This is a genomic window from Microcoleus sp. S13_C3 (genome assembly GCF_036700905.1).
Taxonomy (GTDB): domain Bacteria; phylum Cyanobacteriota; class Cyanobacteriia; order Cyanobacteriales; family Microcoleaceae; genus Microcoleus.
In genome coordinates this window covers 1-25,322 of sequence record NZ_JAUBPT010000056.1, presented here as the reverse complement: position 1 = coordinate 25,322, position 25,322 = coordinate 1, and the positions used below count along the sequence as shown (strand labels likewise).

General features: G+C 45.6%; 30 protein-coding genes. 13 read left to right on the top strand and 17 right to left on the bottom strand.

Features of this window, described 5'->3' with window-relative positions; translation table 11 throughout:
* The first annotated feature begins 52 nt into the window (after window positions 1-52).
* A complete protein-coding gene (gene purM, locus QUA16_RS16905) occupies window positions 53-1,081 on the top strand; it encodes a phosphoribosylformylglycinamidine cyclo-ligase (RefSeq protein ID WP_333104454.1) in 1,029 nt (342 codons plus the stop codon).
* Window positions 1,082-1,492: 411 nt separating this feature from the next.
* Here purM and QUA16_RS16900 read toward each other — a convergent pair whose 3' ends face one another.
* Window positions 1,493-2,281: a pentapeptide repeat-containing protein gene (locus QUA16_RS16900; RefSeq protein WP_333104453.1), complete on the bottom strand. Its 789-nt coding sequence runs from the start codon at window positions 2,279-2,281 to the stop codon at window positions 1,493-1,495.
* A 159-nt stretch (window positions 2,282-2,440) separates the two neighbouring features.
* Here QUA16_RS16900 and QUA16_RS16895 point away from each other — a divergent pair, with 159 nt between their 5' ends.
* The 3 genes from QUA16_RS16895 to QUA16_RS16885 all read left to right on the top strand — a co-directional run bounded on the left by QUA16_RS16895 (window position 2,441) and on the right by QUA16_RS16885 (window position 4,188).
* A complete protein-coding gene (locus tag QUA16_RS16895) occupies window positions 2,441-2,872 on the top strand; it encodes a hypothetical protein (protein ID WP_333104451.1) in 432 nt (143 codons plus the stop codon).
* 126 nt (window positions 2,873-2,998) lie between these two features.
* Entirely contained in the window at window positions 2,999-3,259 is a 261-nt protein-coding gene (locus QUA16_RS16890) for a hypothetical protein (protein ID WP_333104450.1), read from the top strand.
* Entirely contained in the window at window positions 3,259-4,188 is a 930-nt protein-coding gene (locus QUA16_RS16885) for a hypothetical protein (protein WP_333104449.1), read from the top strand. Before QUA16_RS16890 ends, QUA16_RS16885 begins: the two co-directional genes overlap by 1 nt.
* A 111-nt stretch (window positions 4,189-4,299) precedes the next feature.
* On the opposite strand, the gene QUA16_RS16880 is transcribed toward QUA16_RS16885, so the two are convergent.
* From QUA16_RS16880 to QUA16_RS16860, 5 genes are all read right to left on the bottom strand, one after another.
* Complete coding sequence (locus QUA16_RS16880; RefSeq protein WP_333104448.1) at window positions 4,300-4,479, bottom strand: hypothetical protein; 180 nt, start codon at window positions 4,477-4,479, stop codon at window positions 4,300-4,302.
* A 72-nt stretch (window positions 4,480-4,551) separates the two neighbouring features.
* Complete coding sequence (locus tag QUA16_RS16875) at window positions 4,552-4,728, bottom strand: hypothetical protein (protein ID WP_333104447.1); 177 nt, start codon at window positions 4,726-4,728, stop codon at window positions 4,552-4,554.
* A gap of 196 nt (window positions 4,729-4,924) precedes the next feature.
* A complete protein-coding gene (locus QUA16_RS16870; RefSeq protein ID WP_333104446.1) occupies window positions 4,925-5,557 on the bottom strand; it encodes a Uma2 family endonuclease in 633 nt (210 codons plus the stop codon).
* Between the two features lie 64 nt (window positions 5,558-5,621).
* Window positions 5,622-6,356 carry a hypothetical protein gene (locus tag QUA16_RS16865; protein WP_333104445.1) on the bottom strand — a complete coding sequence of 245 codons (735 nt, stop codon included), beginning with the start codon at window positions 6,354-6,356 and terminating at the stop codon, window positions 5,622-5,624.
* 194 nt (window positions 6,357-6,550) lie between these two features.
* Window positions 6,551-7,174 (bottom strand): DedA family protein, encoded by a 624-nt coding sequence (locus QUA16_RS16860; protein ID WP_333104443.1) that lies wholly within the window; start codon window positions 7,172-7,174, stop codon window positions 6,551-6,553.
* Window positions 7,175-7,522: 348 nt separating this feature from the next.
* Between QUA16_RS16860 and QUA16_RS16855 the strand changes: the two genes are divergently transcribed.
* Window positions 7,523-7,867, top strand: coding sequence for an STAS domain-containing protein (locus tag QUA16_RS16855; protein WP_333104442.1), 345 nt, complete (start codon window positions 7,523-7,525; stop codon window positions 7,865-7,867).
* Window positions 7,868-7,893: 26 nt separating this feature from the next.
* Here the strand turns inward: QUA16_RS16855 and QUA16_RS16850 are convergent, their stop codons facing one another.
* From QUA16_RS16850 to psbN, 8 genes are all read right to left on the bottom strand, one after another.
* On the bottom strand, window positions 7,894-8,562 hold the full coding sequence (locus tag QUA16_RS16850) for a hypothetical protein (protein ID WP_333104441.1): 669 nt from the start codon (window positions 8,560-8,562) through the stop codon (window positions 7,894-7,896).
* Window positions 8,555-9,109, bottom strand: a complete 555-nt coding sequence (locus QUA16_RS16845) for an Npun_F5560 family protein (RefSeq protein ID WP_333104440.1) — start codon at window positions 9,107-9,109, stop codon at window positions 8,555-8,557. Before QUA16_RS16845 ends, QUA16_RS16850 begins: the two co-directional genes overlap by 8 nt.
* A gap of 603 nt (window positions 9,110-9,712) precedes the next feature.
* Window positions 9,713-10,324, bottom strand: a complete 612-nt coding sequence (locus QUA16_RS16840; protein ID WP_333104439.1) for a class II aldolase/adducin family protein — start codon at window positions 10,322-10,324, stop codon at window positions 9,713-9,715.
* An 866-nt stretch (window positions 10,325-11,190) separates the two neighbouring features.
* A complete protein-coding gene (locus tag QUA16_RS16835) occupies window positions 11,191-12,114 on the bottom strand; it encodes a hypothetical protein (RefSeq protein ID WP_333104438.1) in 924 nt (307 codons plus the stop codon).
* 634 nt (window positions 12,115-12,748) lie between these two features.
* Window positions 12,749-13,660, bottom strand: coding sequence for an MBL fold metallo-hydrolase (locus QUA16_RS16830; protein WP_333104437.1), 912 nt, complete (start codon window positions 13,658-13,660; stop codon window positions 12,749-12,751).
* Window position 13,661: 1 nt separating this feature from the next.
* Window positions 13,662-14,762, bottom strand: coding sequence for a chorismate synthase (gene aroC, locus QUA16_RS16825; RefSeq protein WP_333104436.1), 1,101 nt, complete (start codon window positions 14,760-14,762; stop codon window positions 13,662-13,664).
* 140 nt (window positions 14,763-14,902) lie between these two features.
* The gene (locus tag QUA16_RS16820; RefSeq protein ID WP_333104435.1) at window positions 14,903-15,061 is read right to left on the bottom strand and encodes a hypothetical protein; all 159 of its coding nucleotides are present in this window, start codon (window positions 15,059-15,061) and stop codon (window positions 14,903-14,905) included.
* Entirely contained in the window at window positions 15,042-15,173 is a 132-nt protein-coding gene (gene psbN / locus QUA16_RS16815) for a photosystem II reaction center protein PsbN (protein WP_190742515.1), read from the bottom strand. The genes QUA16_RS16820 and psbN overlap by 20 nt, the downstream gene beginning before the upstream one ends.
* Before the next feature lie 594 nt (window positions 15,174-15,767).
* Between psbN and psbH the strand changes: the two genes are divergently transcribed.
* The 4 genes from psbH to QUA16_RS16795 all read left to right on the top strand — a co-directional run bounded on the left by psbH (window position 15,768) and on the right by QUA16_RS16795 (window position 17,309).
* Entirely contained in the window at window positions 15,768-15,971 is a 204-nt protein-coding gene (psbH, locus tag QUA16_RS16810) for a photosystem II reaction center phosphoprotein PsbH (protein ID WP_015176007.1), read from the top strand.
* Between the two features lie 151 nt (window positions 15,972-16,122).
* The gene (locus QUA16_RS16805) at window positions 16,123-16,383 is read left to right on the top strand and encodes a TatA/E family twin arginine-targeting protein translocase (protein ID WP_333104434.1); all 261 of its coding nucleotides are present in this window, start codon (window positions 16,123-16,125) and stop codon (window positions 16,381-16,383) included.
* Entirely contained in the window at window positions 16,384-17,046 is a 663-nt protein-coding gene (gene pth, locus QUA16_RS16800; RefSeq protein ID WP_333104432.1) for an aminoacyl-tRNA hydrolase, read from the top strand.
* Entirely contained in the window at window positions 17,043-17,309 is a 267-nt protein-coding gene (locus QUA16_RS16795) for a DUF3146 family protein (protein ID WP_332958583.1), read from the top strand. Before pth ends, QUA16_RS16795 begins: the two co-directional genes overlap by 4 nt.
* A gap of 81 nt (window positions 17,310-17,390) precedes the next feature.
* Here the strand turns inward: QUA16_RS16795 and QUA16_RS16790 are convergent, their stop codons facing one another.
* Both QUA16_RS16790 and QUA16_RS16785 read right to left on the bottom strand, forming a co-directional pair.
* Entirely contained in the window at window positions 17,391-17,765 is a 375-nt protein-coding gene (locus tag QUA16_RS16790) for an S-layer protein (RefSeq protein WP_333104431.1), read from the bottom strand.
* Between the two features lie 95 nt (window positions 17,766-17,860).
* On the bottom strand, window positions 17,861-18,679 hold the full coding sequence (locus tag QUA16_RS16785; RefSeq protein ID WP_333104430.1) for a type II CAAX endopeptidase family protein: 819 nt from the start codon (window positions 18,677-18,679) through the stop codon (window positions 17,861-17,863).
* A 166-nt stretch (window positions 18,680-18,845) separates the two neighbouring features.
* On the opposite strand from QUA16_RS16785, the gene QUA16_RS16780 reads away from it, so the two are divergent.
* Entirely contained in the window at window positions 18,846-20,297 is a 1,452-nt protein-coding gene (locus QUA16_RS16780) for a GTP-binding protein (protein ID WP_333104429.1), read from the top strand.
* Between the two features lie 78 nt (window positions 20,298-20,375).
* Here QUA16_RS16780 and QUA16_RS16775 read toward each other — a convergent pair whose 3' ends face one another.
* Window positions 20,376-20,582, bottom strand: coding sequence for a hypothetical protein (locus tag QUA16_RS16775; RefSeq protein WP_333104428.1), 207 nt, complete (start codon window positions 20,580-20,582; stop codon window positions 20,376-20,378).
* On the opposite strand from QUA16_RS16775, the gene QUA16_RS16770 reads away from it, so the two are divergent.
* The 3 genes from QUA16_RS16770 to QUA16_RS16760 all read left to right on the top strand — a co-directional run bounded on the left by QUA16_RS16770 (window position 20,569) and on the right by QUA16_RS16760 (window position 25,158).
* The gene (locus tag QUA16_RS16770) at window positions 20,569-21,963 is read left to right on the top strand and encodes a 3' terminal RNA ribose 2'-O-methyltransferase Hen1 (RefSeq protein ID WP_333104426.1); all 1,395 of its coding nucleotides are present in this window, start codon (window positions 20,569-20,571) and stop codon (window positions 21,961-21,963) included. The genes QUA16_RS16775 and QUA16_RS16770 overlap by 14 nt on opposite strands.
* Window positions 21,964-22,029: 66 nt before the next feature.
* A complete protein-coding gene (locus QUA16_RS16765; RefSeq protein ID WP_333104425.1) occupies window positions 22,030-22,287 on the top strand; it encodes an AbrB/MazE/SpoVT family DNA-binding domain-containing protein in 258 nt (85 codons plus the stop codon).
* 228 nt (window positions 22,288-22,515) lie between these two features.
* On the top strand, window positions 22,516-25,158 hold the full coding sequence (locus QUA16_RS16760; protein ID WP_333104424.1) for a polynucleotide kinase-phosphatase: 2,643 nt from the start codon (window positions 22,516-22,518) through the stop codon (window positions 25,156-25,158).
* The last annotated feature ends 164 nt before the right edge of the window (window positions 25,159-25,322 follow it).

Sequence of the window (25,322 nt, the reverse complement as noted above, 5' to 3'; positions counted from 1 at the left end):
TATCTGTTATGGGAATAAACTAAAAATTAGAAGAAATCGATTTGGCGGACTTATGGATTATCGAGAAGCAGGTGTGGATGTTGAGGCGGGCAGAGCTTTTGTCTCGCGCATCGGGAGTATGGTTAAAAGCACGCACCGATCGGGAGTTTTGGGCGGATTCGGCGGGTTTAGCGGTTTTTTCAGCGTCCCGGAGGGTTTAAAAGAGCCGGTGATGGTTTCGGGTACTGACGGCGTTGGGACTAAGTTGAAATTGGCCCACAATCTCGATCGGCACGACACGGTAGGTATCGACTTGGTGGCGATGTGCGTCAACGACGTGCTGACATCCGGGGCCGAACCCCTCTTTTTTCTCGATTATTTAGCCACGGGAAAGTTAAATCCCGAACAATTAGCTGCGGTGGTGGCCGGCATTGCTGACGGTTGTAAGCAAGCGGGCTGTGCTTTACTCGGAGGGGAAACGGCAGAAATGCCCGGTTTTTACCAAGCGGGTGAGTACGATTTGGCGGGGTTTTGTGTGGGAATTGTCGAAAAGAGCAAATTGTTGGACGGTTCGCGGGTGCAGGTGGGAGATGTGGCTGTGGGGCTGGCAAGTTCGGGCGTGCACAGCAACGGTTTTAGTTTGGTGAGAAAAATTGCGGGCGATTGCGGTTTTGACTGGCATTCCCAACCCGAACAGTTAGGCGGCAAAAGTTTAGGAGAAGTGCTGCTAACTCCGACTACAATTTATGTTAAACCCGTCCTACAAGCAATTAAGAGTGGTCTAGAAATTCACGGCATGGCTCACATTACGGGCGGCGGTTTGCCGGAAAATTTGCCCCGCTGTTTGGGAGTTAATCAATCTGTCAGAATTGACAGCAATAGCTGGCCAAATTTGCCAATTTTCCAGTGGATTGCTGAAGCGGGCCAAGTGGCATCAGCAGATATGTTCAATACTTTTAATATGGGGATTGGCTTTGTGCTGTTGCTCGATTCCAGGGAAGTAGAGCAGGCTGTTAAATGGTTTGAATCTCAGGGAATTGGTGCGTTCGAGATCGGGGAAGTAATTGAGGGGAAAGGAGAATTGATAATGGGTAACGGGTAATGGGTAATTAGTAAGAAGCAATCGCCGAGGTGAAGATTGCTTAGCTTTGTTCTATGCACTAACAGACAATCTCAACCTGCCTTCATCTGTGTATATCTGCGGTTAAATTTATAATTTTGAAAGTAACCGCAGAGGACGCAGAGGAGATAGAGAAAAAGGAATTCACAACAGATGACTCGTTGCTACAATTTTTAATGAAATTGAAAAAAGCTATTGTGCTTTTAAATACGGTATAATTCAAAATTACTTCCGTGAATTAATATAAAAGCTTTCGCCAAACGTTTAAATTAATTGAAGATCTATACTATTTATTACATCGACTATGAAATGAAGGATTGTTAATTGTTGAAGGGAGAAACGATCACAAACCAAGGTAATGTTTGTATCACAGTTTAAATAAAAAATAGCTTATTAGGCTTGTACCTGACTCAAATTTTCCAAAAAGTCCTGCACAACTAGATCCGGTTGTTCGCTGCATCGGGTAGGATCGTAATGTTTGATAAGACAGATGCCCGAATCTCTCAAAAGTTGATCGCACATTTCATCTTCTGTTGCGTTTGGATGGGATGATGCACGGTCAATTTTCAGTATCCCTAGCTTGTTTTGGTGGAAGATCAGAAAGTCAGCTTCTTGGTTTTGTCTGCCGGCGGGTGTTGTCAGTCGCAGTTGGGAGTTGGGGATGAAGAGGGTGGAAGTGCGATCGAGTATTTCGGCAATTTTCACTTGTGCGTCGGAGTGAAAGCAAAAACCGTTCCAGTTAATTTCGTTTTCTGATTCAGATAATTCAGTTTCACTTTCAGCGTTTATTGTTTTATCTAAATCGGTTTGTACATAATCAGCTTCATTTAAGTTGGCGAATAATCTAGCTCCACTTAAGTTGGCTCCGCTGAGATTTGCTCCGCTGAGGTTGACTTCTATTGTTAGATTTCGCTGTAGATTCACTTGACTTCGCCGTAAGTATCGCTTTAAGACTGATTTGAGATTATCTTTTTTGACTTTTTCTTCTAGTGCTTTTGAAAGTAATTTCCAGAGTTTAGCACCAGCATCTTTGATATAATCATATTCATATTCAGTGCTGGCTGCAATTTCTTTATAAGACCGTCCTTCCCAGGATTGACGAAACACTATCTCTTGAACTTTGTTGAGGCGATCGTAGTTGAGGGCTGTTTCTGCGATCGTTAGAGCTTCGTCAACAGTCATGTGTTAAAGTCCCTTACTAGCGGAGCGTTAAGGTAGGATTAGTACAGATTGTACCGCAACAGGGAGCTAATCTTACTTTTTGATTACTTTTTTATTACTTTTTCTCACTGTTGAAGCTGCTATTAAGTCGTTATAGTTTAAAAAACTAAGGAATTTTATATGGAACCTGTAACAATGACAGCCGGGGCGATCGCAACTTTAGTATTAGTCAAAGCCACGGAGACAGCCACAGAGAAGGCTACTGAAAAGCTGGGCCAGCTAGTCGTTGAGAAAGGTCGTAACTTGCTATCACTGCTTAAAATCAAGTCGTCAAGTACAGCAACAGCCATAGAACTATCTCAACAGCAGCCCTTAGATTATGACAAAGCTGTTTCTGAGTTACAAGTAGCAATGAAATACCCGGAAGTCGCTAAAGCAGTCGAGGAAGTATATACAGCAGTAAGTACAGATGCACAACTGGCTTCAGCCGTTAAAGCTTTAGCGAATAAACTTCAGTCTCAGCCACCAACTATTCAGAATTTTGGGAAGATAGCAGAGGAAATTAAAGCCTTTCTTCAGATAGGGACTAATTATGGTGACTTTCACTTCTGACTAAAGCAACCCGATGAACCCGAAAGGCCCAAGGCGACTTTTGATAGTTTTGTCAAAACGATTGCCAATGACTACATCTATTTAGAATATCTGCCTCTTCGCATAGCTGACCGGAAGTTGCAAGTTTTGGAATCAGTCTCATTAGAAGATTTTGGGACTATTGAACAAAAGATTTTACAGCTAGTTATTAGTTATTGCTGCTACTTTATTAAAGGTTTCCCAACACCTTCAGCAGAATACAGATATAGTAGCAAAGAAGCTTATTATTCCTTGGCAATCAAGATGGCTAATGAAGGAGGTATAAGCAAGAAAAATGCTACTCAAATAAGTTTGCTCATAAAAGACACACCAATGGCTAGTATTTTCAAACAAAGGGAGAAAGAATAATGTATACCAATTTATCAACAGACAGGAAGTTAATTAAACAATATTTTGAATGCTTGAAAAAGCGAAATACAACAACTGAATCATTTGCCAAACAAGTAATTTCAGATTTTTTAGCCCATTGGAAAGAGAAGAGAGCGCCAAAAGAAGGGGTTTTTGTATATATCGTAGTTGGAGGGTTATTATTTTCACTTGCAATCAATATTTCATTTACTATTGCCTTAGTGATAGCAACTTTCTTGATTGCCAAAATAAGAATGTCACCTAACATAACTCCGCGGGTTAGTGATGAACAAATTGATCGATGGTTATTAGACGATAAGAAAGCATTATTTAAAAAATCTCCTAGAGAATTAGATGTAATTGTAGTAAACAAAGATGAGAATCTACCAAAAACTCTTAATGTAGTGATGAATCAAAATCATCCCATAGAGCTTAGTAGTGGATTTATATTAGAAGATAATGATACTCTTTTACGAGCTTTAATAGGTTCTCAGGATTATTATGTTGAAAAAGGGCTAGATGGAAAGACCAGGTACAGTATTCATATATTTATGGTAATTTTTTTATGTAAAAATTTTCTTTCCTACTATAAGTGTCATTGGAATTTTATCCGGGGTGTAGCAACTTTAGTGGACACAGGTGAATATCTATATGACACAATTGTTTCTGTAAACACTCAGGAGTTGTCATCAGCAAATTTAGGAAATGAGGAGGGAAAAAAGTTAATACTTAAAAAAAATCTTCGGATTAGCACTGCCGACGGAAAAGAAATTGAGTTTCCCGCCATATCAGAGATAAGAATGAGTTATGAATCAACTTCAGAGAATGAAATTCCAGAAGTTAAGGATGCAGCACATATCATTCGTGCAATTTTAAGAGAAAGACGGATCGATATGCAAATAGTTAAGTCGTTTGATGCAGATGATTGAGAATCATTGGTTTTAAATATAATTAAAGATGCTTGCTAATATTTACTAACTTGTTCGCAACATTCTCTGACAGAGGGCGATCGAGCTTTTTGAAGTGCGATCTTACGTCACTTACCACATAAACAGTTCTTTGTCAACATAAACATATTTCCCCAAAACCGTCAGCGGCATCATCTCCCCGCTGCCAAGTAAATAAATTGAAACCCCATCTCGAATCAATATTTTAAACAATTCCTCGTCATCTTTTATCAAACTAGCATCTAATTCAATAACTTGACCTTCTTCCTTCATTACCTCCAACAAATCCGAAGTAGATACCTGAAATATTTCCAGATTATTACACCGCGCAGTGAAGCAATTGCCCTAACTGCCCGTAGCTTCAATATCAGATATTGCCCATTGCTTTAAGAGATAATTTTTGTCTAAATACTCAAGAATTTTTGCAACTCTCAATTCCATTTTTTCTTCTGCTTCGCAGCAAAGAGTCACAGCCCATTTTTGAGCGATATTATAGCTAATAGCCGACTTTTCAGATTTCATAATGCTTCTGGGATTCTACTTGAATCTACTCGCTTAATTCGATCCTTATATCCTGTCGATCTCTCGCGATATCTCCGCCGGGGCGGGTTTTTGAGATTGTTAATTATTGGCAGGTATTGTTGGTGAACCCGCCCCTACAAGAACTAGGGTAAATTGGTCGAACATAATATTACTTACTCAAATTGTTCGAGGGCAGTCACTCTTCAGACTCAGACTCAAAATCCACGCGATCGTAAATATCACCTAACCGCATCTCAAACTCCACACAACTCAATCTCAACACCGCATCAGCACCATCATACTCAGACAAAACCCACTTATTATCATCCGTCTTAACAAACTGTTCAACGTGCATCTCGTATTGATCGATCAAAACATACTCTCGAAAAGTAGGAATCGTGCGAAAAAGTTTAAACTTGCCACCTCTGTCATAATCCGCCGTCGATTCCGATAAAACCTCAGCCACCATCACCGCATTAGTAATCGTATCTTTCCTACCCTCAGCAAACTCCAACTTCCCCGCCACCAACATCACATCAGGATAAGTATAAACCCGCTTCGACGGTATCCACAAACGCAAATCGTTTATAAATACTCGGTACGGTTGTCCTTTGGTAGCAAAATTTAATGTCCCATAAAAATTGCCAGCTATTTGATTGTGATTCGGTGTTCCGCCTGTCATAGGAATTATCTTGCCATCCTGATATTCACTTCTAAATTTTGCCCCCTCTTCCAGCATTAAATACTCTTCGGGAGAGTAATAAATCTGTACTTTTTCCTCAACTTTGTCCTCAGCTAATTCTTCGCGGATTTCTGTTAATGCCGTCATAGTGAATCCTCATTTGCTCCTACTCACAATTATAGCCGCATCATCCACAAATCGAAACTACTGCTCACAATCCCAAATCTGTCGTCTCAATTAGATTCCCCTCAAACTCAAAACCCCGGTTCAAACCATCAAAATACTTCTCAATATTAGGCTTAATCCAAAGCGCTGCTTCCCCATGTCCCAACTCCACAGCTCGATCGACTACCTCATACCAAATTGTCAAGTCAACTCCCGCCGCTTGCACCGCCTTCAAACAATCCCAAACAAAATTTGGCACCGATACTGGCGACACCGCATACCTCAACAATTCCTCAGCACCTTCTGGCAAAATAATCAGATTGCTGGCAACTACGATCGTACCTATATCTTCTTCCCTTTCCCCCTGCCAATTCACTTCGCCATTTAAAACATAACCCCAAGGTTTCAGAAAATTGTCGATCAGATACTGCAACCATTCGACATAATCATAAAACTTTTCCGCGCCGCTCCACTGAATCCCCCCGCCGTCAGCAGTAGGAATCCACTTACACCACAATCCGGGCTGAGTCTTGGGCGGGCGGTTGTAATTAACAACAGAAACTTCGGAGTCTTCATCCCATTTTTCATTCACAAAATAGCAGCCCTCTTCGCCCACAGGTAAACCCACCGCTGTTCTCGCCGGATCGGGAATACTTTGCAAAATCGCCGGATTTCGCTTCATCCGTCGAGTGCGAGAAAACTCTAATAAGTAAATAGCTTCGCTGTCTAATAACCGTTTATTTAAATGAAATGTTCCGTCAAATATTGTAGTGTATCCCATGATTTCTATCTATTATAAATGTATGGTTTAGGTTTTTTTACAACCCAGTTTATTGTGTGTGGAACGGGCTTCTAGCCCGTTGCTAATCTGGACACAAAATGTAAGTTTAAGCTGGTATGTTCAACTATTATAAAGAACGGGCAAGATGCCCGTTCCACAAGAATATTGAGTTTTTTTGGTAACGGATTGCAACCCTACTTAGTCTTGTCCAAACTCCGCGACTCCAACCAAATAGGAATTGCAATCCAAGCAACTGCTAACAGCAAAGCAAATACCGCAAATTGAGCAGCCCAAGCTACCAATTTCTCTAAAGACACAACTTGTCCCAAGAAGTAGGATAAACTCACCATTACAGATGCCCAGCTTGCAGCACCCAGAACATTGAACAGCGAAAATTTCCAAAAAGGCATTTCTGCAATACCCGCTAGGGGGCTAGCAAAAATTCGCAGCAGTGCAATGAAACGGCCCAAAAATACCGCTTTAGCTGCATTTTTGCTAAACTGTTCTTTTAAGTCAAACAGTTGTTCTTCTCGAAAGCGGAAAAATTGTCCCAGCTTCAGCAGGAGTGGCCAGCCGCCGTACCTGCCGATCGCATAACCCAAATTTCCCCCCACAGTCGCACCCGCGATCGCACTGCCGAGCACAAACCAGTAATTCAGTTCACCGCTGCCAGCTAAAAACCCGCCAGCAATCGTAATTGTCTCGCCTGGAAGAGGAACTCCCAGATTTTCCAGCAAAATTCCCAGGAATACTGCCCAGTAGCCGTAATCGCGCGCAAACTGCTGAATAGTCTCTAACGATAAAAACTCAAAAGACATTCGATACTGCCTTCGTAAACTTTTGCAAAGCTCAATACATTTATATATTGGCTCGATTCAGCCAATAGTGCAATCTTTCGCTGTGATGAAAAACACACTGTTGTCGCGATCGCTGGGCTAACTAAAAATTAGCCTTTCAGGCATACTAGAGGAATAGAGAATTGTTGCGGTTGCGTTCCGCGCGATCGCTAGCCAGTTTCCTACTAAATTTATCACGACGGCTCTCCCCACGGATTCCCACAAGGGCGATCGCCCATCCTAAAACATACGCGGAAATCCCCTGAGTCTCTCAAGAGAGTCAGCAACTAAACTAACTTATTCATACTTTACGATCGTAGGATAACTGCTATGGAATTTCCCAACTTCAACCAACCCATCATCCTTCAACCTCACAACTGCCTCGACTCCCAAGCCGGCAGCCTCCTCCAGCAACAGCTAGCCGAGATTGTGCCCGATCGCCACAAACTCTGGGTAATAGACATGGCCGCCGTAGATTTCATCGACAGTTCCGGGCTGTGTGCCTTAGTCGGCGGACTCAACGCCGCCCGCCACCGGGGATGCCGCCTCGTCATCTGCAACCTCTCAGTTACAGTCAAGCTAATTTTTGAAATTACTCAACTCGACCAACTCTTTGAAATCTTCGACAGTTTCGAGCAAGTTATCTCCACTGAAACTCCGGCTTTAGTGGCTTGATTAAAATTAGCTGCCCAGTTCAAATCTCAAGTTTCCAAGAGGCTTCCAGCAACCGCAGAGCTAATTTCAATATCATAAATAGGTTGATTTGTCAAGCAATACCAATGACAAACAAATAAATCCGGCACTTGAACGCCGACAGAAGCGATCGCAGGTGCAGCCGGAAAAGGCCAAAGTCGATCGAAACAAATCCTTTCCCCTACAAACCCGAACTGCATCAAATAAGTCGCCGGCGGCGCATTTAAAAGATTCAGCAAGCGGTAAGCCAACTCATACAACTGCTGCCGCCAAACATCGGACAAATGCACCGGTTGAGAGTAACTCAACTCGCCAGACTGCTTAGAAGGTTCCCCACCGATCACCTCAGCATACAGTGGGCCCTTTGCCGTCAACACCACAGGCAGCCAAAAATTGCCACCCCCGACGGGAAAAAGCAACTCCTGGGACACTCGATCGCGCGCCGCCGAAACATTGCTACAAAATCGAAACACATCTTGAGCAGGAAAAACCAGATTTTCTGGCACATCCAGCGTCAAAGGACAAAAGATCGCCCCACCCGGAGCGATCGCGCCAGAATGGAGTTCAGAAACCCCACAGATATTGACTTCAGTTAAAGGATCAGATTGAGCGATCGCTGCCTTGAGACTTGGGGCCGGATCTTTCTCACCACCCGCGACAATCAAAACCTTAGACATTGCCAAAGCTCGGCATTTGAATTCCCCGATCGTCCTCAGCATCGACGCTCGGCAGATCCAGGCCCTTAGCCTTGCGGCTCCGCACAGCGAGACGGTAAGTTACGCTTTGCAACTCAGTGTGCAACTGGCGGTTTTCCTTTTGCAATTGCTCCAACTTTTCCTTAATCGGATCGAGCCGCTCGGCAAACTTCTGGCGGTAAACCCCCGGCAATTCCTGCACTACCTGTTCTAGCATCCGAGAGCGATCCGTCAATTCTTGCACCGACTGCCGCAGTTGGTAAACCTCAGCATCCCGCTCTGCGATTTGTTCCTGATAAAAACTCACCTGTTCTTCAACAGCTTGGAGTTGTTCCCGCATTGCCTGCATTTGAGCTTGGTGGCGATCGGAAACTTCCGGCGCGGGGACAAAACTCGAATTTCCCTTCACCAGCCTGAAAAGTTCTTGAGACAACTGCTGCACCAATTGGTCGCGCATTTGCAGCTCTTCGGTGAGACGAGATACCTCTGATTGCAGTTCTTTTGAGCTTACAAGTTTAGTTTGATTCATAAAAATGCTCCTCGGTAAGTGGGAAAATCAGAGGCTTGAGCCCTGAGAGGTAAATAACACGGGCGGTTTCAATATATTCGACGGAGTTTATCCTGAGCGAAGCCGAAGGGCGAGCGTGACCACCGCCTTGAATCCGCTTTCCCCTCCGGCGAGGGGTAGAGGGGTATAATTACCCCTCTGTGGAGATATGGTTATCTCCGGCTCCCTTTCGGGGTAATGTTCGCTTGTCGGTCAATGTTATAAGAGCTTGTTAAGCTTGCAGCACTGCCTCAGTGACCTTAAGGCTGTTTAACTACAAGCGACAGAGCGGAAAACTAGCGTCGCATTCAAGGAGTGTCATGACCCAAATAACGTAGACCTCTAAAGTCTTAGGCTGGTCAGTACAGCTTGCTCAATCAGTCGCGACCAAGCTCAGTCCCTTTAGGGCTGGGTTACTGACAATGACTCTCAGCTTTTACGATTAAATCTAGTATATATCTGCTATTTAGAATATCTTTCCATTACCACAGAGGCAAGAGGCACTTGGCAATTTTTGAGCTGGTTGCGAGAGTTTGATGCTCGATCTTTACCACAACCCAGGCGATGGATCAACCGTTCGAGAGATCAACGCTCAACTCCAATCTCATTAATCGCAGCCGAAAGCACTTTGCCAGCTTCGTCCACGGTGCTGCCAAAACAGATAATGCCGTCCTCGTGACCGGCCATCGCCAGAATTTTGCGATCGGCCAAATTCTCATCCTCAAAAAGTCTAAACATTTCTAAGGCCATCTGGGGAGTGCCGTAAGGTATTTCTTTTCTAGTAGTAGGAATCTTAAACAGCAGTTGCTGCCATAGCTTAGGATTGTGGACGTGAATTATCCCGCACACATCCTCTCTCTGAAGGTACAGGGCCGCGTGAGTCAGGGACTCCGACGAAGCTTGTACGGGGCCCCGGCAGCCGAGGAAATTTTGTTCTAAGTTAAATTCGGTAACAGTACAGTAGAATTCTGGGCCCAGAGTCTTCAAGTGTGCAGTCTGGGTTCCCGAAATCACGAATTGGCCTGAATTGCCGAGTCTGACGCTGACGTTGCCAAACCCTATGCCATTTTCGTAGACGCCAATTAATCCCCAAGCGTGGAGCCGATCGCGCCAGTCCATCAAATCTGCTATGTTCCGGGCAGCTACAGGGTCTGCTTCTTCCCAGTCACAGCGGTACTTAACGACTCCTTCATCCATTTTTTTGTTTTATCAGACACGACTCTGACACGACAGACATGGCCCAAGCTGAGACTTAATCGAAGTTATCAAGAAGTTGTCAAACAGCTTTTTTTGCCTGCTGCCTTATGTCTCGGTGCATAAGTGCCTTAACTAATCTACATTCCAGTGTCGCCGTAATTAGCGACCGACATTAGCAAAAAGTAAGCTAGGAAAGAAGAACCAATTATTCCCAAAATCATGATTTAGCCTCTAGGTGATTACAAAAGTTCAATATGAAAATGTACCCTTTCTGTCGGGGAGTTTGATTCTAGGCTTTTGCCCGATCGAGTTTCTGATGTGAAACTACATAACATCCCTGAATCAGTTATTGTTCTATACTACAGCATTTCTACTGAGGTGATCTCTACCTTAATAAATATTTAAGGATAAAGTACCCCTTAATTCGGTAACTCCGGTAAAAAGCAACCGTACATTTACTGATTTTTTATCATTATACATATATTTAAGCAAAAAGCAAGCGGAACACAAAAAATATTTTTGAGCCAGTGTGGGAGGAACTGGCACAATCTTCGGGTGTTCTAGGTTACTCAACACCTCTGTCGATCGAGAAATTTTTAGCTCCGGGGCATCCTACAACCTAAGAAACCGGGTTGAGCGTAATATCATGTCGGGTAAAATCACCGCAACGCCAGCTCGCGTCGGCGGGTTCACCCAAATCTGTAGTAGTAGTATAAGTTACAGATCCCGTAAACCCGCGCCTACCTAGAGGGGGATAGTCGATCGACCGAACCTGATATAAGTCCTATTAAGAAAAAAACAAGCCGATCGAGCAGTGAGGGCCCGATCGGCTAAATTTTTCTGTGAAGCGCGATCGCCCCAGCCCTTTAAATGTGGAAGTGATACAAGATGCTGCCGTCGTCTTTAATTTCGCAATTGGCATTAAAGACTTCAGCTTGTTGGTTCAAAAAACGCTGAGCCACATCCGGCGACAGCCGCGTCTCCATCGCAAACCGCACCAGAGTGATTTCGCCCCGGCCTTCTTTGATCAGTCGGTACAAAGCACTTTGGAGCCTTTCGCTCTCTTCTCGTTGAAAAGCTGCTTTGTACCTCCAATCCGCCACCGAAGGAATCAAACCGCGGCTGACCAAAATCGCCAACAGCAAGCCAATTCCCAAAATCAGAGGCACTGTCGGATCGCTCGTGGGCGTCGCCACAATTTGCGGCACTGTAGCGGCGGCCAAACTGCTAACCATTTCTTTTTCCGAAGCTTGCGTATCCGCCATTGCAAGCTGAGTTTTGTTGTAAAAGTCTTGCTGAAGCTTCATTTGCTGCAACAGACGAGCGCGCTCTCTTTCGTATTGGTCGAGTTTTTGCTGAGCTTGTTTCAGGTCTTGAGTGACTTGTGCCAAGCGTTGGTTGAGCGACTGATTGACTGATTGCCACCGATATCTGTTAATCAGGCGGCTTTTTTCAACCATGCCCTTCATCAACATATCCGCCGTTTGGATTGCTTGCTGCTGATCGAGCGAGCGATACCCAACCACAATTTCTAGGGGTTGTTCCGGCTTAGAAATTTTGACACTAGCATTTTGTCGAACTTGCTGGGGCGAGAGCTTAACTGCATCTGCCACTGCTTTGACCACATTATCTGCTAGGAGAACCTCTGGGGTGAGTTGCTCTCCCTGCTTGAGAATTGTCGTGCCCGTGGTCGAAAATTTGACTGGCGGATTATTAGAAGTGAGAGTGCCTTGAGCCATGAATCCGGGGGGCGGGGCGAGGCGGTAGGCCAGGGCGCCTGAAATACCCATAATTACAGCAAAACTGCCTAGGGCAATCCATCTGTATTGATGTGCTGAAGATCTAAAACGTAAATTTCCCATTTTGATAGTCAAGTCATAACATTCGCTTGCCGCAGCTACTGCCAAACCCAAGAGCGATCGTTTCTTTCTGGTTAGTCCAATTGACTGCTGAAAATTTTCTCAGTTTGTACCTAAAAGCTATTAGCTTTTGAGAGTTGTCAATATTCATGAGTCCAAAAAACCGATCGCGCTTTTATTTGATCCGAGCTATAACTTCAGTTTTTGTCCTTAATAATTAATCTGTAACAAGGCTTCTGGAAGTCTACTGGCCTCAGACTAGCACTCAGGCGTGCGATAGCCTCGCCTCCCCGTGTTTGTTGACATTCAAAACTGTCTCCTTTTCACCCTTGGCAATCCTCCAATTATCTTACGTCTTGGCGTCTTGCGGACGCGGTTGAAGAATAAAAAAAACCTTAAATACTGTGCCTAAAAACTTAACAAGCAAGAATTATACCATGCAGTTAAGAGTTTGCTGCATATTAAAAAAAATTGTGGATCGGGGCGCGAGACCCGATCCACATATTCACATAACAATTATGGTTCGATCGGTTGATGGTTCGATCGAGCTCACAAGGGCAAATGTTCAGAAGCCGATCGGCAAAATAAGACCCTCGCGGGCCATGACAGCCTTCGGAAAAGCGATTTGCACATCTTCGGCGATGCGATCGAGAAAATCGTCTGTATGAGCCGGATCGTGGTGAAAAATCACCACTCGTTTCACCCGCGCCTCCTTAGCCATTCTCACCGCTTCCTGCCAAGTCGAGTGTCCCCAACCCACCTTCGGAGACTTGGGGTTGTGATATTCCTCGTCTGTGTACATCGCATCGTAAATCAGCACATCAGCGTCGAGGGCTAAATTGTAGACATTCTCATCTAGCCGATCGGGAAAATGTTCAGTATCCGAACAGTAAACAACAGATCGTCCCTGCCAAGTCACCCGATATCCCATAGCAGTATTGGGGTGATTCAGAGATCCCGTCCTAATCTCAATATCGTCCAGCATCATCGTCTGGTTGTGATTGAGTTCGTAGAAATTCAAATCTGCCTGCAAACCCATCAGCGGTATCGGCGAATTCGAGTGGAGCACCCGTTCTACGAAGTGCCTTTTCATGCAATCTCCATCCGGCGGAGTCGCCCCGTAAATATCAAAGCTATTGCCGCGGATAAAAGCTGGGGCGAACAGCGGGAACCCTTGAATGTGATCCCAGTGATAGTGAGTAAAAAACATATAAGCTTGCACAGGCATTTCTTGCACCAACTGGTCTCCCAGCATCCGCAAGCCTGTTCCGCCGTCAAAAATCAAGCGTTTGCCAGCGACTCGCATTTCCAAACAAGAAGTATTGCCGCCGTAGCGAACAGTTTCCTGTCCGGGTGTCGGAACACTGCCCCGCACGCCCCAGAACTGTACTACAAAATCATCTATACCTTTTATTGATTCGGAGGGTTGAGGGCAATCAAGGGGAGTTGCCGCTACAGAGGACAAGCTGATTTCCATTTTAAAATTCAGGCTTTAAGGTTCCACATTGTCCGTGATGGCGCAGCAGATGATCGCACAACACTAAAGCTACCATCGCTTCCACCATTGGCACAGCTCTTGGCAAAACACAAGGGTCATGCCGTCCCTTGGCAGCCAGCAGCGTTTCTTCGCCTTCTCGGGTAACTGTGCGCTGCTGCTGGCGAATTGTCGCAGTCGGCTTGAATGCCGCCCGCAAAATGATATTTTCGCCGTTAGCAATGCCACCCTGAATTCCGCCAGAGCGATTCGTCACTGTACGAATTACACCCTTATCATCAGTATAGTATTCATCATTATGTTCGCTGCCCTTGAGCAGAGTCCCGGCAAACCCCGAACCAATTTCAAAGCCTTTGCTGGCGGGCAAGGACATGATGGCTTTGGCCAAGTCGGCTTCGAGTTTGTCGAATACGGGCATTCCCAGCCCTTTGGGTACATTGCGGGCGACGCATTCGACTACACCGCCGATCGAATCTCCACTGTCGCGAACTTTTTCGATCAGTTCAATCATTCTTTCGGCAGATTCAGCATCTGGACAGCGGACGATGTTGCTTTCTACTTGTTCTAAGGTAACAGTGTCCGGGTCGGCGACACATTCTAAGTCTTTGATGCGTTTGACGTAGCCGACTATTTCGACTCCTGCTGCTTGTTTGAGAATTTTTTTAGCGATCGCCCCTGCTGCTACTCTACCTATAGTTTCCCTCGCCGAACTTCTGCCTCCGCCTTCCCAGTTACGAATTCCGTATTTTGCGTCGTAGGTAGCATCAGCGTGAGAAGGGCGGTAGGTTGTCGCCATTTCTGCGTAGTCTTGGGGGCGAGTATTTTGATTGCGGACTAAAATTGCGATCGGCGTTCCCAAAGTTTTGCCTTCAAACACCCCCGACAGAATTTCGCAGGTATCTGCTTCTTTGCGGGGCGTAGTAATTTTGCTTTGGCCAGGGCGGCGGCGATCGAGTTCGGCTTGAATTTCCGATGCGTCGATCGACACCAGGGGCGGGCAACCATCAATTACTACTCCCACACCGCCGCCGTGAGATTCCCCAAATGTCGAGATCCGAAATAAATGCCCAAATGTGTTCCCCATGATGCTTTAGCCTGACACCTAATAATTTTTAGCTTAAATGGAATAGAGATTTACTGTATTTATGAAAAATATACCATTGACGAGTAGGCGACCGGCGATCGCCCCACAGCATCACTCCCTTCCCACCCCTAGAAGAATATCTACCAAGGAGAGAGGGAGAGGGGAATGGGGAATTGGGCATGGGGCATGGGGCATAGTTTCTTTCTATTCCTTCTTCCTTCTTCCTTCTTCCTGACATCCGTTACATCCGTTACAAAATCCGTTGCCGAACTTCCTTCTTTAGTCTTCGTGTTCTTCAAAAGGATCTCTCAATTCCTTAGCGGGAGGGCCGAAAGCCGTGTAGATCGAGAATCCGGTGATAGCCACCAGACACACACCGAGAGAAATGCCGAGAACTGCTGCGGGTTCCATATTTTTGATCGATTATGAGTGCTCCACTCTATAATATTACAAAAAATAACAATCCGTCTGAAAGTCTAGTCAGTAACTCAGGGTTAAAACCTCTGAGCTTGTAAGAGAAATTAAGCAAGCTATGCTGACCAGTCTAAGCCTTAACTGGCTACGTTATTTAGGTCACGACACCCTGGGATGCGAAGCCAGTCCCCTGCTCTGTCGCTGGTAGTTAAACAGTCTTAAAGTCACTGAGACAGTGCTGCCGGCCTAACAAGCCTTTATAACATTGACGAGGCTAACTTTACCCCAGAAATGGGAGATTGGGGCAACCATACCCCAATAAATCGGAGAGGTTGCATTAAATTCCCTCTCCGACCCCGAAAGGGGATTCAAGGCGATTGAAATCGCCGCGCCCTTTTCCTCTCAGGACTAAAGTCTCGCTCGCTTCCCACTTACCGAGAATTTTTTCTGATTTTAGGCGCTGTACGGTATGGCAGCCAACCCCCACTCCCCGTTTTCCGAGTCCCCCGGTGGCATTTCTGAGAAATTGCGATCGCAATTAGCGGTAGAAATATGTCAAACTTTTCTGTAGAGATTCATTGCAGGTGACTTATGGCACAACGGACTTGGTTAGGAGATATACTCAAACCCCTTAACTCGGAATACGGCAAGGTAGCCCCCGGCTGGGGAACCACGCTATTGATGAGCGTGTTCATTGGACTGTTTTTCGTGTTCTTGTTGATTATTTTGCAAATCTACAACTCTTCGCTGATTCTGGAGAGTGTGGATATGGATTGGTCGAGTCTCGGCCGCTAAAAATTGATCGCAAAACAGTAAGGCTAAAAGTAAAAGCTGAGGGTTGAGGAGAAAGGGTAAAAGCTAAGTTTTCCCGTTTTTCCTTACCCTTTCCGATTACTTTAGCCATAAATAAACAAGAAGTAACTAAACAAATTGCAGGAGAAAAACCATGAATATTTTTGGCATAGGTTTGCCGGAAATGGCAGTTATTTTTACGATCGCCCTATTGGTATTTGGCCCGAAAAAATTACCTGAAATCGGCCGGAGTATGGGGAAGGCAATTCGGGGCTTTCAAGACGCTTCGCGGGATTTTGAGTCGGAATTCACGCGGGAAGCCAAGCAGTTAGAAGAAGCAGTAGCAACTAGCAGCAAACCGGCAACAGAAAAACTCACGGCGGCTACTCCCAAGGAAGATAGCGCAGACATTTAAATGAACAACACTCATAAGTCGGAAACACCAGCGGAGTTAGTGATTCCCCAGCTAATAGTTGGGTTGGGAAATCCAGAACCTAAATACGATCGCACCCGACACAACATCGGCTTTAATGCTGTAGATGCCTTGGCTAAATCTTGGCAGATTTCGCTGTCGGAAAATCGCAAATTTCAAGGCATATTTGGCGAGGGAAACCGGCCGCGGGGACAGAAAATCCGCTTGCTGAAACCGCTTACTTACATGAATCTGTCGGGTCAAGCGATTCGGGCGGCGACGGATTGGTACAAAATACCTGCGGAGTCGGTATTAATAGTATACGATGATATGGATTTGCCGATCGGGAAATTGAGAATGCGGCTTGCCGGTTCTGCCGGCGGGCACAACGGCATGAAATCGACAATTTCTCATTTGGGCACAGACAAATTTCCCCGCTTGCGGATTGGCATCGGCAAACCTCAAAACGATGCTGCTAAAAATGAGAAAGATACCATTTCCTTCGTGTTAGGAAAATTTTCCTCAGAGGAAAGTCAGTTAGTAGAGAAAGTGCTTAAACTGGTTGTAGAAGCTGTGGAACTAAGTCTGCACCAAGGAGTAGAAAAAGCCATGAGCCTTTACAATAGTCGCACAATTGCAGAAACAAACGCGGAAACAAAAAGGTGAGTTCGAGACGTTTGCCTGAAACAACTGCATATGTCCGGGTTACTGGCCAATCTTGGCAAAAAGGCACGATTGAGGGTGAAGTGACTGCCGGCAATTTTGAGTGGCAGTTTCAGTGGCGTTTCACGTCAGAAAAAACACTGATTCTTGAGCCTTCTCAGGGTAGGGCATTGATTCAGGAACCGCTGCACCGCTTTCTGGAAAAATGGGATTATCAATTAGAACCAGGTGGCGATTATTCGTTTACGGTTCGGGCTGAGTTTTAAAATCTTGGTAATGGGAAATGGGGAAAAGGTAATCGGGAATAAAAACTTCCTTTAGTAGGATATCCCGCTTCCAGTAATTCTTTAATTAATCACGGGAAATGGCTGTAATGGGAAATTGGGAAAGGGCGATCGGGAAGGCAAACTTTCTCTAGTAGGAGGTCCCGATTCCAGTGATTCTTTAATTAAAGCAGGGTTCATCCCTTCTCGGTAAGGCCCGCAATAATACATTGTCAAAACAGCTTTGTAAGCCCAGTGATTGGAAGGTACATCGGTAAAAGGATTTGGCAGGGTTTCCCCCGGATTATGCACGCAAGCATTGAGGATTTGTTCTGGCGTTGTCTGCATTTGAACTAAAGAAGTATTTGGCTTGAGTGGTTGGGTATTTTGTGCATTGGCGGGATCAGAAAAGCTGGCACTAATTAGCAGTATAGCTGCGGCAAAAATCGTGACTTTCATAGGTAATTGGGAATTGGGAATTGGGCATTGGGAATGGGTAATTGGTCATTGATAAAATGACAACAGTCAACGGACAACAGTCAACGGACAACTGACTACTGACTACTGGCTGATTTTCGCATTCCCACAGCCAAAACACTCAAAAACAAGAGCCCGATCGCACCAGCTAGCGGATTGCCGTTAACTCCTGTCACCCAGTCGGGAACAGATGCCGAATATCGCACTAACTGCCCGATGTTAATCATGTAATATCCCCAGACTAAACCTGCATGGAGCCCGATCGACAAACCGAGGCGATTTTGGCGCGAGCTTTTTCCCCAAACCAGAATCAAACCCAGCAACAACAACCCCGGAAACTGCGGCCAACTCTGCAGCATGGCCGCGACAGGTTTGATAAAATGAGATAGGGCAAACACCAGGCTATTCGCCCACAGAGATATTCTATAATTGTAATCCCGCTGCAACTCGTCCAGCAACCAACCACGGAATACCAACTCCTCGGCAAAACCGACTCCAAGGGCGCTTAACAGCCCTTCTGCGATGATTCTCGGCAAATTATCAGAATTTTGCCACGCGACCAAACCGAACAGCCCTTGCACCACAAATAAGCTGAAAGTGAGCAAAAGCCCGATCGCCAATCCAATTAAAAGCTCAAAACCGTTTTTTCGCGTATTGATTAAACCGTAACTTTTGAGTAATTGGGTTTGTCCGTAAACCTTTTTTCCCCAGATCCGCACCAAAAAGAGAAACTCTGTAAACAACAGCGCCATAGTGAGAATAGTTGCAAGGTTGCTATCTTTAACTAACAAGTAAATTGGTGCTGCTAGGGGCAACCAGATTGATAATAAAGCTAACAGGAAAATTGGGATTCGGAAAAAAAATGGATAACTGGCTATTTTGATTAATTTAGTCATAGATCCTTTAAAAAAAATAAGATTGGTTCGGAATTCTTTAACCACAGAGTACACAGAGTTCACAGAGAGAGATTTGAGATATCTGTACAAAGCAGACAGAGAAAGCTAGAATAGCATTGTATTGGCTGAAACTTTAAACAAAACAGAACTATAAAATAAGGGAACAATGACTGAAGCCTCGGATTTTTCAAATGTCGATCGAGAATTAGATGACACAATTTTAAGCTTCGCAGACATTCAGGCAGAACTCAACCTGCGCCACGCTAAAGATGCTCTGCGAGATATAGTAGAAAATCTCGACTTGACAGTTCAAGAGCGAACTGGACTGGAACCGGAAATTGGCGGCTTGGAGAAAATGCTCGACAAGCTAGAGCGCGCTTGCGTGCAAATAGCTGTGTTTGGGATGGTGGGAAGGGGAAAATCTTCGGTTTTGAACGCGCTGCTAGGTCAAAATGTGTTTGAAACTGGCCCGACTCACGGGGTGACTCGCACGACGACTATTGGCCAGTGGGATGTCGGAGAGGGAATTGATGAGAATTTGCCCGATAGACTTTCGCCAGTTATTTACCGTTTGTCGCAAGTAGAATTAATCGACACTCCGGGAATAGATGAAGTTGACGGCGAAACTCGCGAACTTTTAGCCCGCCGCGTTGCTCAACAAGCAGATTTGATTTTGTTTGTGGTGGCTGGCGACATTACAAAGGTGGAATACGCAGCACTTTCGCAGTTGCGGGAAGCCGGAAAACCGATGTTATTAGTATTTAATAAAATTGACCAGTATCCTGATGCAGACAGGCTGGCAATTTATCATAAAATTCGAGACGAGCGCGTGAGAGAATTGTTGTCTCCCGATGAAATTGTGATGGCGGCGGCTTCCCCTTTGACGGCGAGGGCGGTGCGCCGTCCCGACGGAAGTATGGGCGTGCAAATGACTCGCAGTTTGCCACAAGTGCAAGATTTAAAATTAAAGATTTTGGAGATTTTAGACCGAGAAGGCAAATCTTTGGTCGCGCTGAATACGATGCTCTGTGCGGGGGATATTAACGAGCAGTTGGTGCAGCGAAAAATGGAAATTCGAGATAACGCGGCTAATCGAATTATCTGGAACGCGGTAATGACGAAATCGGTGGCGATCGCACTTAATCCAATTACTGTAGTTGATATTCTTAGCGGTGCGGTAATTGATGTGGTGATGATATTAACTTTATCTAAAGTTTACGGCATTGCGATGACGGAAGCGGGGGCGGTGGAATTGCTGCAAAAGATTGCGATTAGTATGGGGGGAATTACTGCGGGTGAATTGTTGGCTAATTTTGGTTTGAGTTCTTTGAAAGGATTGTTGGGTTTGGCGACGCCGGCGACGGGGGGTTTGGCTTTAGGGCCTTATTTGTCTGTGGCTGTGACGCAAGCTGCGATCGCGGGGGTTTCTTCCTATGGTATTGGTCAAGTTACTAAGGCTTATTTGGCTAATGGTGCTTCTTGGGGAGATGATGGGCCAAAGGCTGTTGTGAGCAAGATTTTGTCTTCTTTGGATGAGGATTCTATTTTAAATCGGATTAAGGAAGAGTTGCGGGCTAAGTTGGATTTGGGCAGTGTGGAAAAACAGAAATTTCAGTGAAAAGAAGGAAGGCACGACACGGATTTTGACACGGATACACGGATTAATTATCGACAGTGAGTAGTTATTTGTTATTTGTTATTTGTGAGGAACTACCAATGCCCAATGCCCAATGCCCGATGCCCGATGCCCAATGCCCAATGCCCGATGCCCAATGCCCGATGCCCAATGCCCGATGCCCAATGCCCGATGCCCAATGCCCGATGTCCAATGCCCGATGCCCAATGCCCAATGCCCAATGCCCGATTCCCGATGCCCAATTCCTAATATTATGTTATTAACCATTTCTACAACTCGCGTACCTGCTACAGATTTGGGTTATTTGCTGCACAAACATCCCGATCGCCATCAATCCTTTCCGATGACTTTCGGGCAAGCCAGCGTGTTTTATCCAGAGGCAAATGCAGAAAGGTGCACGGCGGCTTTACTGTTAGATGTCGATCCGGTTGCTTTGGTGCGGGGCAAGTCGAAATCGGGCGATCGCCCCCTCGAACAATACGTGAACGATCGCCCCTACGTTGCCTCTTCTTTTCTGTCTGTTGCCCTCGCTAAAGTCTTTAGTACAGCTCTATCCGGTCGCTGCAAAGACCGCCCAGAACTCGCAGAAACAGCTATTCCTTTGACAGTTAATCTGTCGGTTTTGCCCTGTCGCGGTGGCGAGAAGTTCCTGCGGCAAATGTTTGAGCCGCTTGGCTATCAAGTCGCAGCAAAACCCCTGATTCTTGACGAGCAATTTCCCGACTGGGGCGCGAGTCCTTACTTTTCTGTGGAACTGCAAAATACAGTTCGTTTGGCGGATTTGTTAAGCCATCTTTACGTGCTAATTCCTGTGTTGGATGACGACAAACATTATTGGGTGGGCGATGATGAAATCGAGAAGTTATTGCATCACGGCGAAGGTTGGTTGAACGCGCATCCCGCCCGCGAACAAATTGCCAACCGCTATCTGAAACGCCAGCGCCGTCTGACGCGAATTGCTGTGGCACAGTTAGCAGAAGAAGATAATATTGACCCTGAGTATCTCGAAGTTTCTCATCAGCAAGAAGAGGAAGTTTTAGAACAGCGAATTAGCTTGAATCAAGAGCGTTTGGAAGCTGTGACGGAGGTTTTAAAGCAAAGAGGTGCTAAGCGAGTTGTAGATTTGGGCTGCGGTGAGGGAAAACTGCTGAAACTGCTTTTGAAAGAAAGCTCGATCGAACAAATTACAGGCGTCGATGTGTCCTTTCGGGCTTTGGAAATTGCCAGGGAACGTTTGCAAATCGATCGATTGTCTCCCGCACAGCAATCTCGCATTCAACTAATTCAAAGTTCGCTGATTTATCGGGACAGCCGCTTGACTGGTTTTGATGCGGCGACGGTAATTGAAGTGATCGAACATCTGGATTTAGAACGGTTAGCTGCTTTTGAGCGGGTTTTGTTTGAATTTATCCGGCCGAAAAGTGCGATCGTCACAACTCCAAATATTGAATATAATGTTCGCTTTGAAAACTTGCCTGCGGGTAAATTTCGCCACCGGGATCACCGCTTTGAGTGGACAAGGGCAGAATTTCAAACTTGGGCGAAAGGGGTTGCCGAACGGTTTGGCTGTGGGGTAGAGTTTCGTTGTGTGGGAACCGAAGATTTAGAAGTAGGTTCGCCTACGCAAATGGCAATATTCGCCCAGTGAAAATAATACCGACATTCTGTTTGTGCTTACAATATAGTTAAACTTGGAAAACAGCAGGCTTCAGCTATGAGTAAATCTATTCAAACCCAGATCGTTGAAATTGACAATTCTCAGGGCATTCGCATTCCCAAATCTTTGTTAGATCAAATTGGTATTAGCGAAGCAGTAGAAATCGAAGTTCACGGCGATCGGATCGTCATTCGTGCAGCCCTAAAACCGCGTGTCGGCTGGGAGGAAGCGTTCGCAAAAATGGCAGAGCAACATGATGATGTCCTTCTTGATGATGTCATCACTACGGAGTGGGAGGAGCTTGAGTGGCAATAAAATCAGCGCTGACGAACAAAAAGCAGTTTTAGATAGTTTGGTACAAATGTTTGCTGAATAATATTATTAAATGAAAATTACAATTTTCACTGGTTCCCCGGCTGTACCTGGGAACCGATGCCCAGAGGCTCTGCCTCGCGAGGTTCGATGAGAATTAGAGGCAGAGCCTCTGGATCTGCGTTACCAGGCAGAGCCTGGTAACGAGTAAAAAATCTATATTATTAAACAATGAAAATCACGATTCCCGAACTATCTTTAGTCGTTCTCATCGGTGCATCCGGTTCCGGCAAATCCACCTTTGCGCGGCAGCATTTCCTACCTACAGAAATCATTTCCTCGGATTACTGCCGCGGTCTGGTTTCCGACGACGAAAACAATCAAGCGGCCACCGCTGATGCTTTTGAAGTATTGCATTTAATCGCTGCTAAACGTCTGGCCGCAGGTAAGCTAACTGTGATTGATGCCACCAACGTTCAGCCGGAAAGCCGCAAATCTTTGTTGGAATTAGCCCGAAAATACCATTGCTTTTTGGTTGCTATTGTGCTAGATTTACCAGAAAAATTGTGTGGCGATCGCAATCAACAACGCCCAAACCGCAATTTCGGAAATCATGTAATTCGCCGCCACGTTCAGAATTTAAAGCGATCGCTCAAATCTCTAGATAGGGAAGGATTTCGCTACGTTTACGTCCTCCGTTCTCCAGAGGAAATCGACGCGGTGGAAGTCGAGAGACAACCGCTATGGAACAATCGCAAAGGTGACTGCGGCCCTTTTGACATCATCGGTGATGTTCACGGATGCTGCGACGAATTGGAACAATTGCTGCAACATTTGGGCTATCAAATTATCGAAAAATCCAGCGAATCCGATTTGGGGAATTTTCCCACCTACGCGCACCCAGAAGGGCGTAAAGCCGTGTTTTTGGGCGATTTGGTCGATCGGGGCCCGCGCATTCTCGACACCCTCAAACTCGTGCGAAACATGGTACTGGCAGAAACAGCTTTGTGCGTACCTGGAAATCACGACATCAAACTGCTGCGAAAACTCAACGGCAAAAATGTCAAAATTAACCACGGACTCGAACAAACCTTAGCAGAAATTGCCACTTTACCGGATGAATTGCGCGAATCAGCAGTACGAGAAATTCGCCAATTTTTAGATAGTTTGATTGGCCATTACGTCCTCGATGGCGGAAAATTAGTCGTCGCCCACGCGGGGATGAAAGCTGAATTTCAGGGACGCGCATCGCGCCGCATTCGAGATTTCGCCTTGTACGGAGAAACAACTGGCGAAATCGATGAATTCGGCTTGCCAGTCCGCTACAATTGGGCCGCCGAATATCGAGGTCAGGCAGCGGTTGTTTACGGACACACCCCCGTTCCAGAAACAGAATGGTTGAACAATACTGTTGATATTGACACTGGCTGCGTTTTCGGGGGCAAACTAACAGCTTTGCGGTATCCCGAAAGAGAATTTGTCAGCGTTCCTGCTGCTAGAATTTACTGCGAACCTGCCAAACCCATCCTCTTTCAAGACAGCCCAACTCCACTTAACAATAGAGACATAAATTCACCCGTTATCAATAGCGGTTTGGCGGCAGTGAATATCACCGCCCAACAGCAGTTTGATGACGTACTCGACATTAGCGACGTACTCGGAAAACGCATTATTTCCACTCGCCTGCAAAGTAACATTACGATTAAAGAAGAAAATGCGATCGCAGCCCTAGAAATAATGAGTCGGTTTGCCGCCAATCCCAAATGGCTGATTTATTTGCCGCCCACAATGTCTCCCGCTGCTACCTCCAACGAACCAGGACTTTTAGAACATCCAGCCGAAGCATTTAGCTACTACCAACAGCAGGGCATATCGACAGTTGTGTGCGAAGAAAAGCACATGGGTTCCCGTGCAGTTGCGATTGTTTGCCGCGACGCACCGGCAGCTTTACGCCGCTTTGGCATTCTCAGCGAGAGTATGGGCATTTGCTACACCCGCACGGGACGGCATTTTTTCGATAATTCTACCTTAGAAAGAGAATTTTTAGCGCGGGTAAATGTCGCTCTGACTGCGAGCAATTTTTGGGAGAAATTTCAAACCGATTGGGTGTGTTTGGACTGCGAATTAATGCCTTGGTCAGCCAAAGCTCAAGGTTTATTGAAAGAGCAATACGCCGCCGTGGGAACAGCATCTCGTCACGGGTTTGCGGAGGCGATTAAGAACTTAGAACAGGCCAAGCAACGGGGAGTTGAAATTAATTCTTTGCTAACCAGCTACCAAGAACGAGCCGAACTAGCCGATCGCTATGTTCGTGCCTACCAGCGCTACTGCTGGCCAGTGAAATCGCTCTCAGACCTCAAATTAGCACCTTTCCACATCTTGGCAACCGAGGGAACTGTTCACACTGACAAAAATCACTGTTGGCACATGGAACAGATTTCACAAATTTGTCAAGCTGACCCGGAATTCCTGTTAGCTACTGAATACAAAGTAGTTGAAATTGCCGATTTTGATAGCAGATCCGCAGGGATTCAATGGTGGGAAAAACTGACGGCGGCGGGAGGCGAAGGAATGGTTGTTAAACCAATGGATTTTATTGTGAAAAATAGCAAAGGACTCGTACAGCCTGCGGTAAAATGTCGCGGAAAAGAGTATTTGCGGATTATTTATGGTCTGGAATATTCTTTGCCGGAACATTTAGAAAAATTGCGATCGCGCGGACTTTCCGGCAAGCGTTCTTTGGCGTTGCGAGAGTTTGCTCTCGGTGTAGAAGCATTGGAGAGATTTGTTGCGGGTGATCCTTTGAGACAAGTTCACGAGTGCGTTTTCGGAGTTTTAGCGATGGAGAGCGAACCTGTCGATCCGAGGCTGTAATCGGAAGGTGGAAAGCAGGCGAAAATCTCGATTTGACAGTAATTTGGCAGGGGTTTAAACCCCTGCCTCAAAGCTAAATTTGTCATTGGGTGCATCTCAGTTTGGCAAATACATCAAATTGAAAGTTGACCGTTGAGATAAGCACAGCGAAGAGCAAGGATAGA

Coding starts and splice junctions, on each gene's coding strand:
- purM (WP_333104454.1), top strand. CDS start 53: ATGGATTATCGAGAAGCAGGTGTGGATGTTGAGGCGGGCAGAGCTTTT.
- QUA16_RS16900 (WP_333104453.1), bottom strand. CDS start 2,281: ATGACTGTTGACGAAGCTCTAACGATCGCAGAAACAGCCCTCAACTAC.
- QUA16_RS16895 (WP_333104451.1), top strand. CDS start 2,441: ATGGAACCTGTAACAATGACAGCCGGGGCGATCGCAACTTTAGTATTA.
- QUA16_RS16885 (WP_333104449.1), top strand. CDS start 3,259: ATGTATACCAATTTATCAACAGACAGGAAGTTAATTAAACAATATTTT.
- QUA16_RS16880 (WP_333104448.1), bottom strand. CDS start 4,479: ATGAAGGAAGAAGGTCAAGTTATTGAATTAGATGCTAGTTTGATAAAA.
- QUA16_RS16875 (WP_333104447.1), bottom strand. CDS start 4,728: ATGAAATCTGAAAAGTCGGCTATTAGCTATAATATCGCTCAAAAATGG.
- QUA16_RS16870 (WP_333104446.1), bottom strand. CDS start 5,557: ATGACGGCATTAACAGAAATCCGCGAAGAATTAGCTGAGGACAAAGTT.
- QUA16_RS16865 (WP_333104445.1), bottom strand. CDS start 6,356: ATGGGATACACTACAATATTTGACGGAACATTTCATTTAAATAAACGG.
- QUA16_RS16860 (WP_333104443.1), bottom strand. CDS start 7,174: ATGTCTTTTGAGTTTTTATCGTTAGAGACTATTCAGCAGTTTGCGCGC.
- QUA16_RS16855 (WP_333104442.1), top strand. CDS start 7,523: ATGGAATTTCCCAACTTCAACCAACCCATCATCCTTCAACCTCACAAC.
- QUA16_RS16850 (WP_333104441.1), bottom strand. CDS start 8,562: ATGTCTAAGGTTTTGATTGTCGCGGGTGGTGAGAAAGATCCGGCCCCA.
- QUA16_RS16845 (WP_333104440.1), bottom strand. CDS start 9,109: ATGAATCAAACTAAACTTGTAAGCTCAAAAGAACTGCAATCAGAGGTA.
- QUA16_RS16840 (WP_333104439.1), bottom strand. CDS start 10,324: ATGGATGAAGGAGTCGTTAAGTACCGCTGTGACTGGGAAGAAGCAGAC.
- QUA16_RS16835 (WP_333104438.1), bottom strand. CDS start 12,114: ATGGGTATTTCAGGCGCCCTGGCCTACCGCCTCGCCCCGCCCCCCGGA.
- QUA16_RS16830 (WP_333104437.1), bottom strand. CDS start 13,660: ATGGAAATCAGCTTGTCCTCTGTAGCGGCAACTCCCCTTGATTGCCCT.
- aroC (WP_333104436.1), bottom strand. CDS start 14,762: ATGGGGAACACATTTGGGCATTTATTTCGGATCTCGACATTTGGGGAA.
- psbN (WP_190742515.1), bottom strand. CDS start 15,173: ATGGAACCCGCAGCAGTTCTCGGCATTTCTCTCGGTGTGTGTCTGGTG.
- psbH (WP_015176007.1), top strand. CDS start 15,768: ATGGCACAACGGACTTGGTTAGGAGATATACTCAAACCCCTTAACTCG.
- QUA16_RS16805 (WP_333104434.1), top strand. CDS start 16,123: ATGAATATTTTTGGCATAGGTTTGCCGGAAATGGCAGTTATTTTTACG.
- pth (WP_333104432.1), top strand. CDS start 16,384: ATGAACAACACTCATAAGTCGGAAACACCAGCGGAGTTAGTGATTCCC.
- QUA16_RS16790 (WP_333104431.1), bottom strand. CDS start 17,765: ATGAAAGTCACGATTTTTGCCGCAGCTATACTGCTAATTAGTGCCAGC.
- QUA16_RS16785 (WP_333104430.1), bottom strand. CDS start 18,679: ATGACTAAATTAATCAAAATAGCCAGTTATCCATTTTTTTTCCGAATC.
- QUA16_RS16780 (WP_333104429.1), top strand. CDS start 18,846: ATGACTGAAGCCTCGGATTTTTCAAATGTCGATCGAGAATTAGATGAC.
- QUA16_RS16770 (WP_333104426.1), top strand. CDS start 20,569: ATGTTATTAACCATTTCTACAACTCGCGTACCTGCTACAGATTTGGGT.
- QUA16_RS16775 (WP_333104428.1), bottom strand. CDS start 20,582: ATGGTTAATAACATAATATTAGGAATTGGGCATCGGGAATCGGGCATT.
- QUA16_RS16765 (WP_333104425.1), top strand. CDS start 22,030: ATGAGTAAATCTATTCAAACCCAGATCGTTGAAATTGACAATTCTCAG.
- QUA16_RS16760 (WP_333104424.1), top strand. CDS start 22,516: ATGAAAATCACGATTCCCGAACTATCTTTAGTCGTTCTCATCGGTGCA.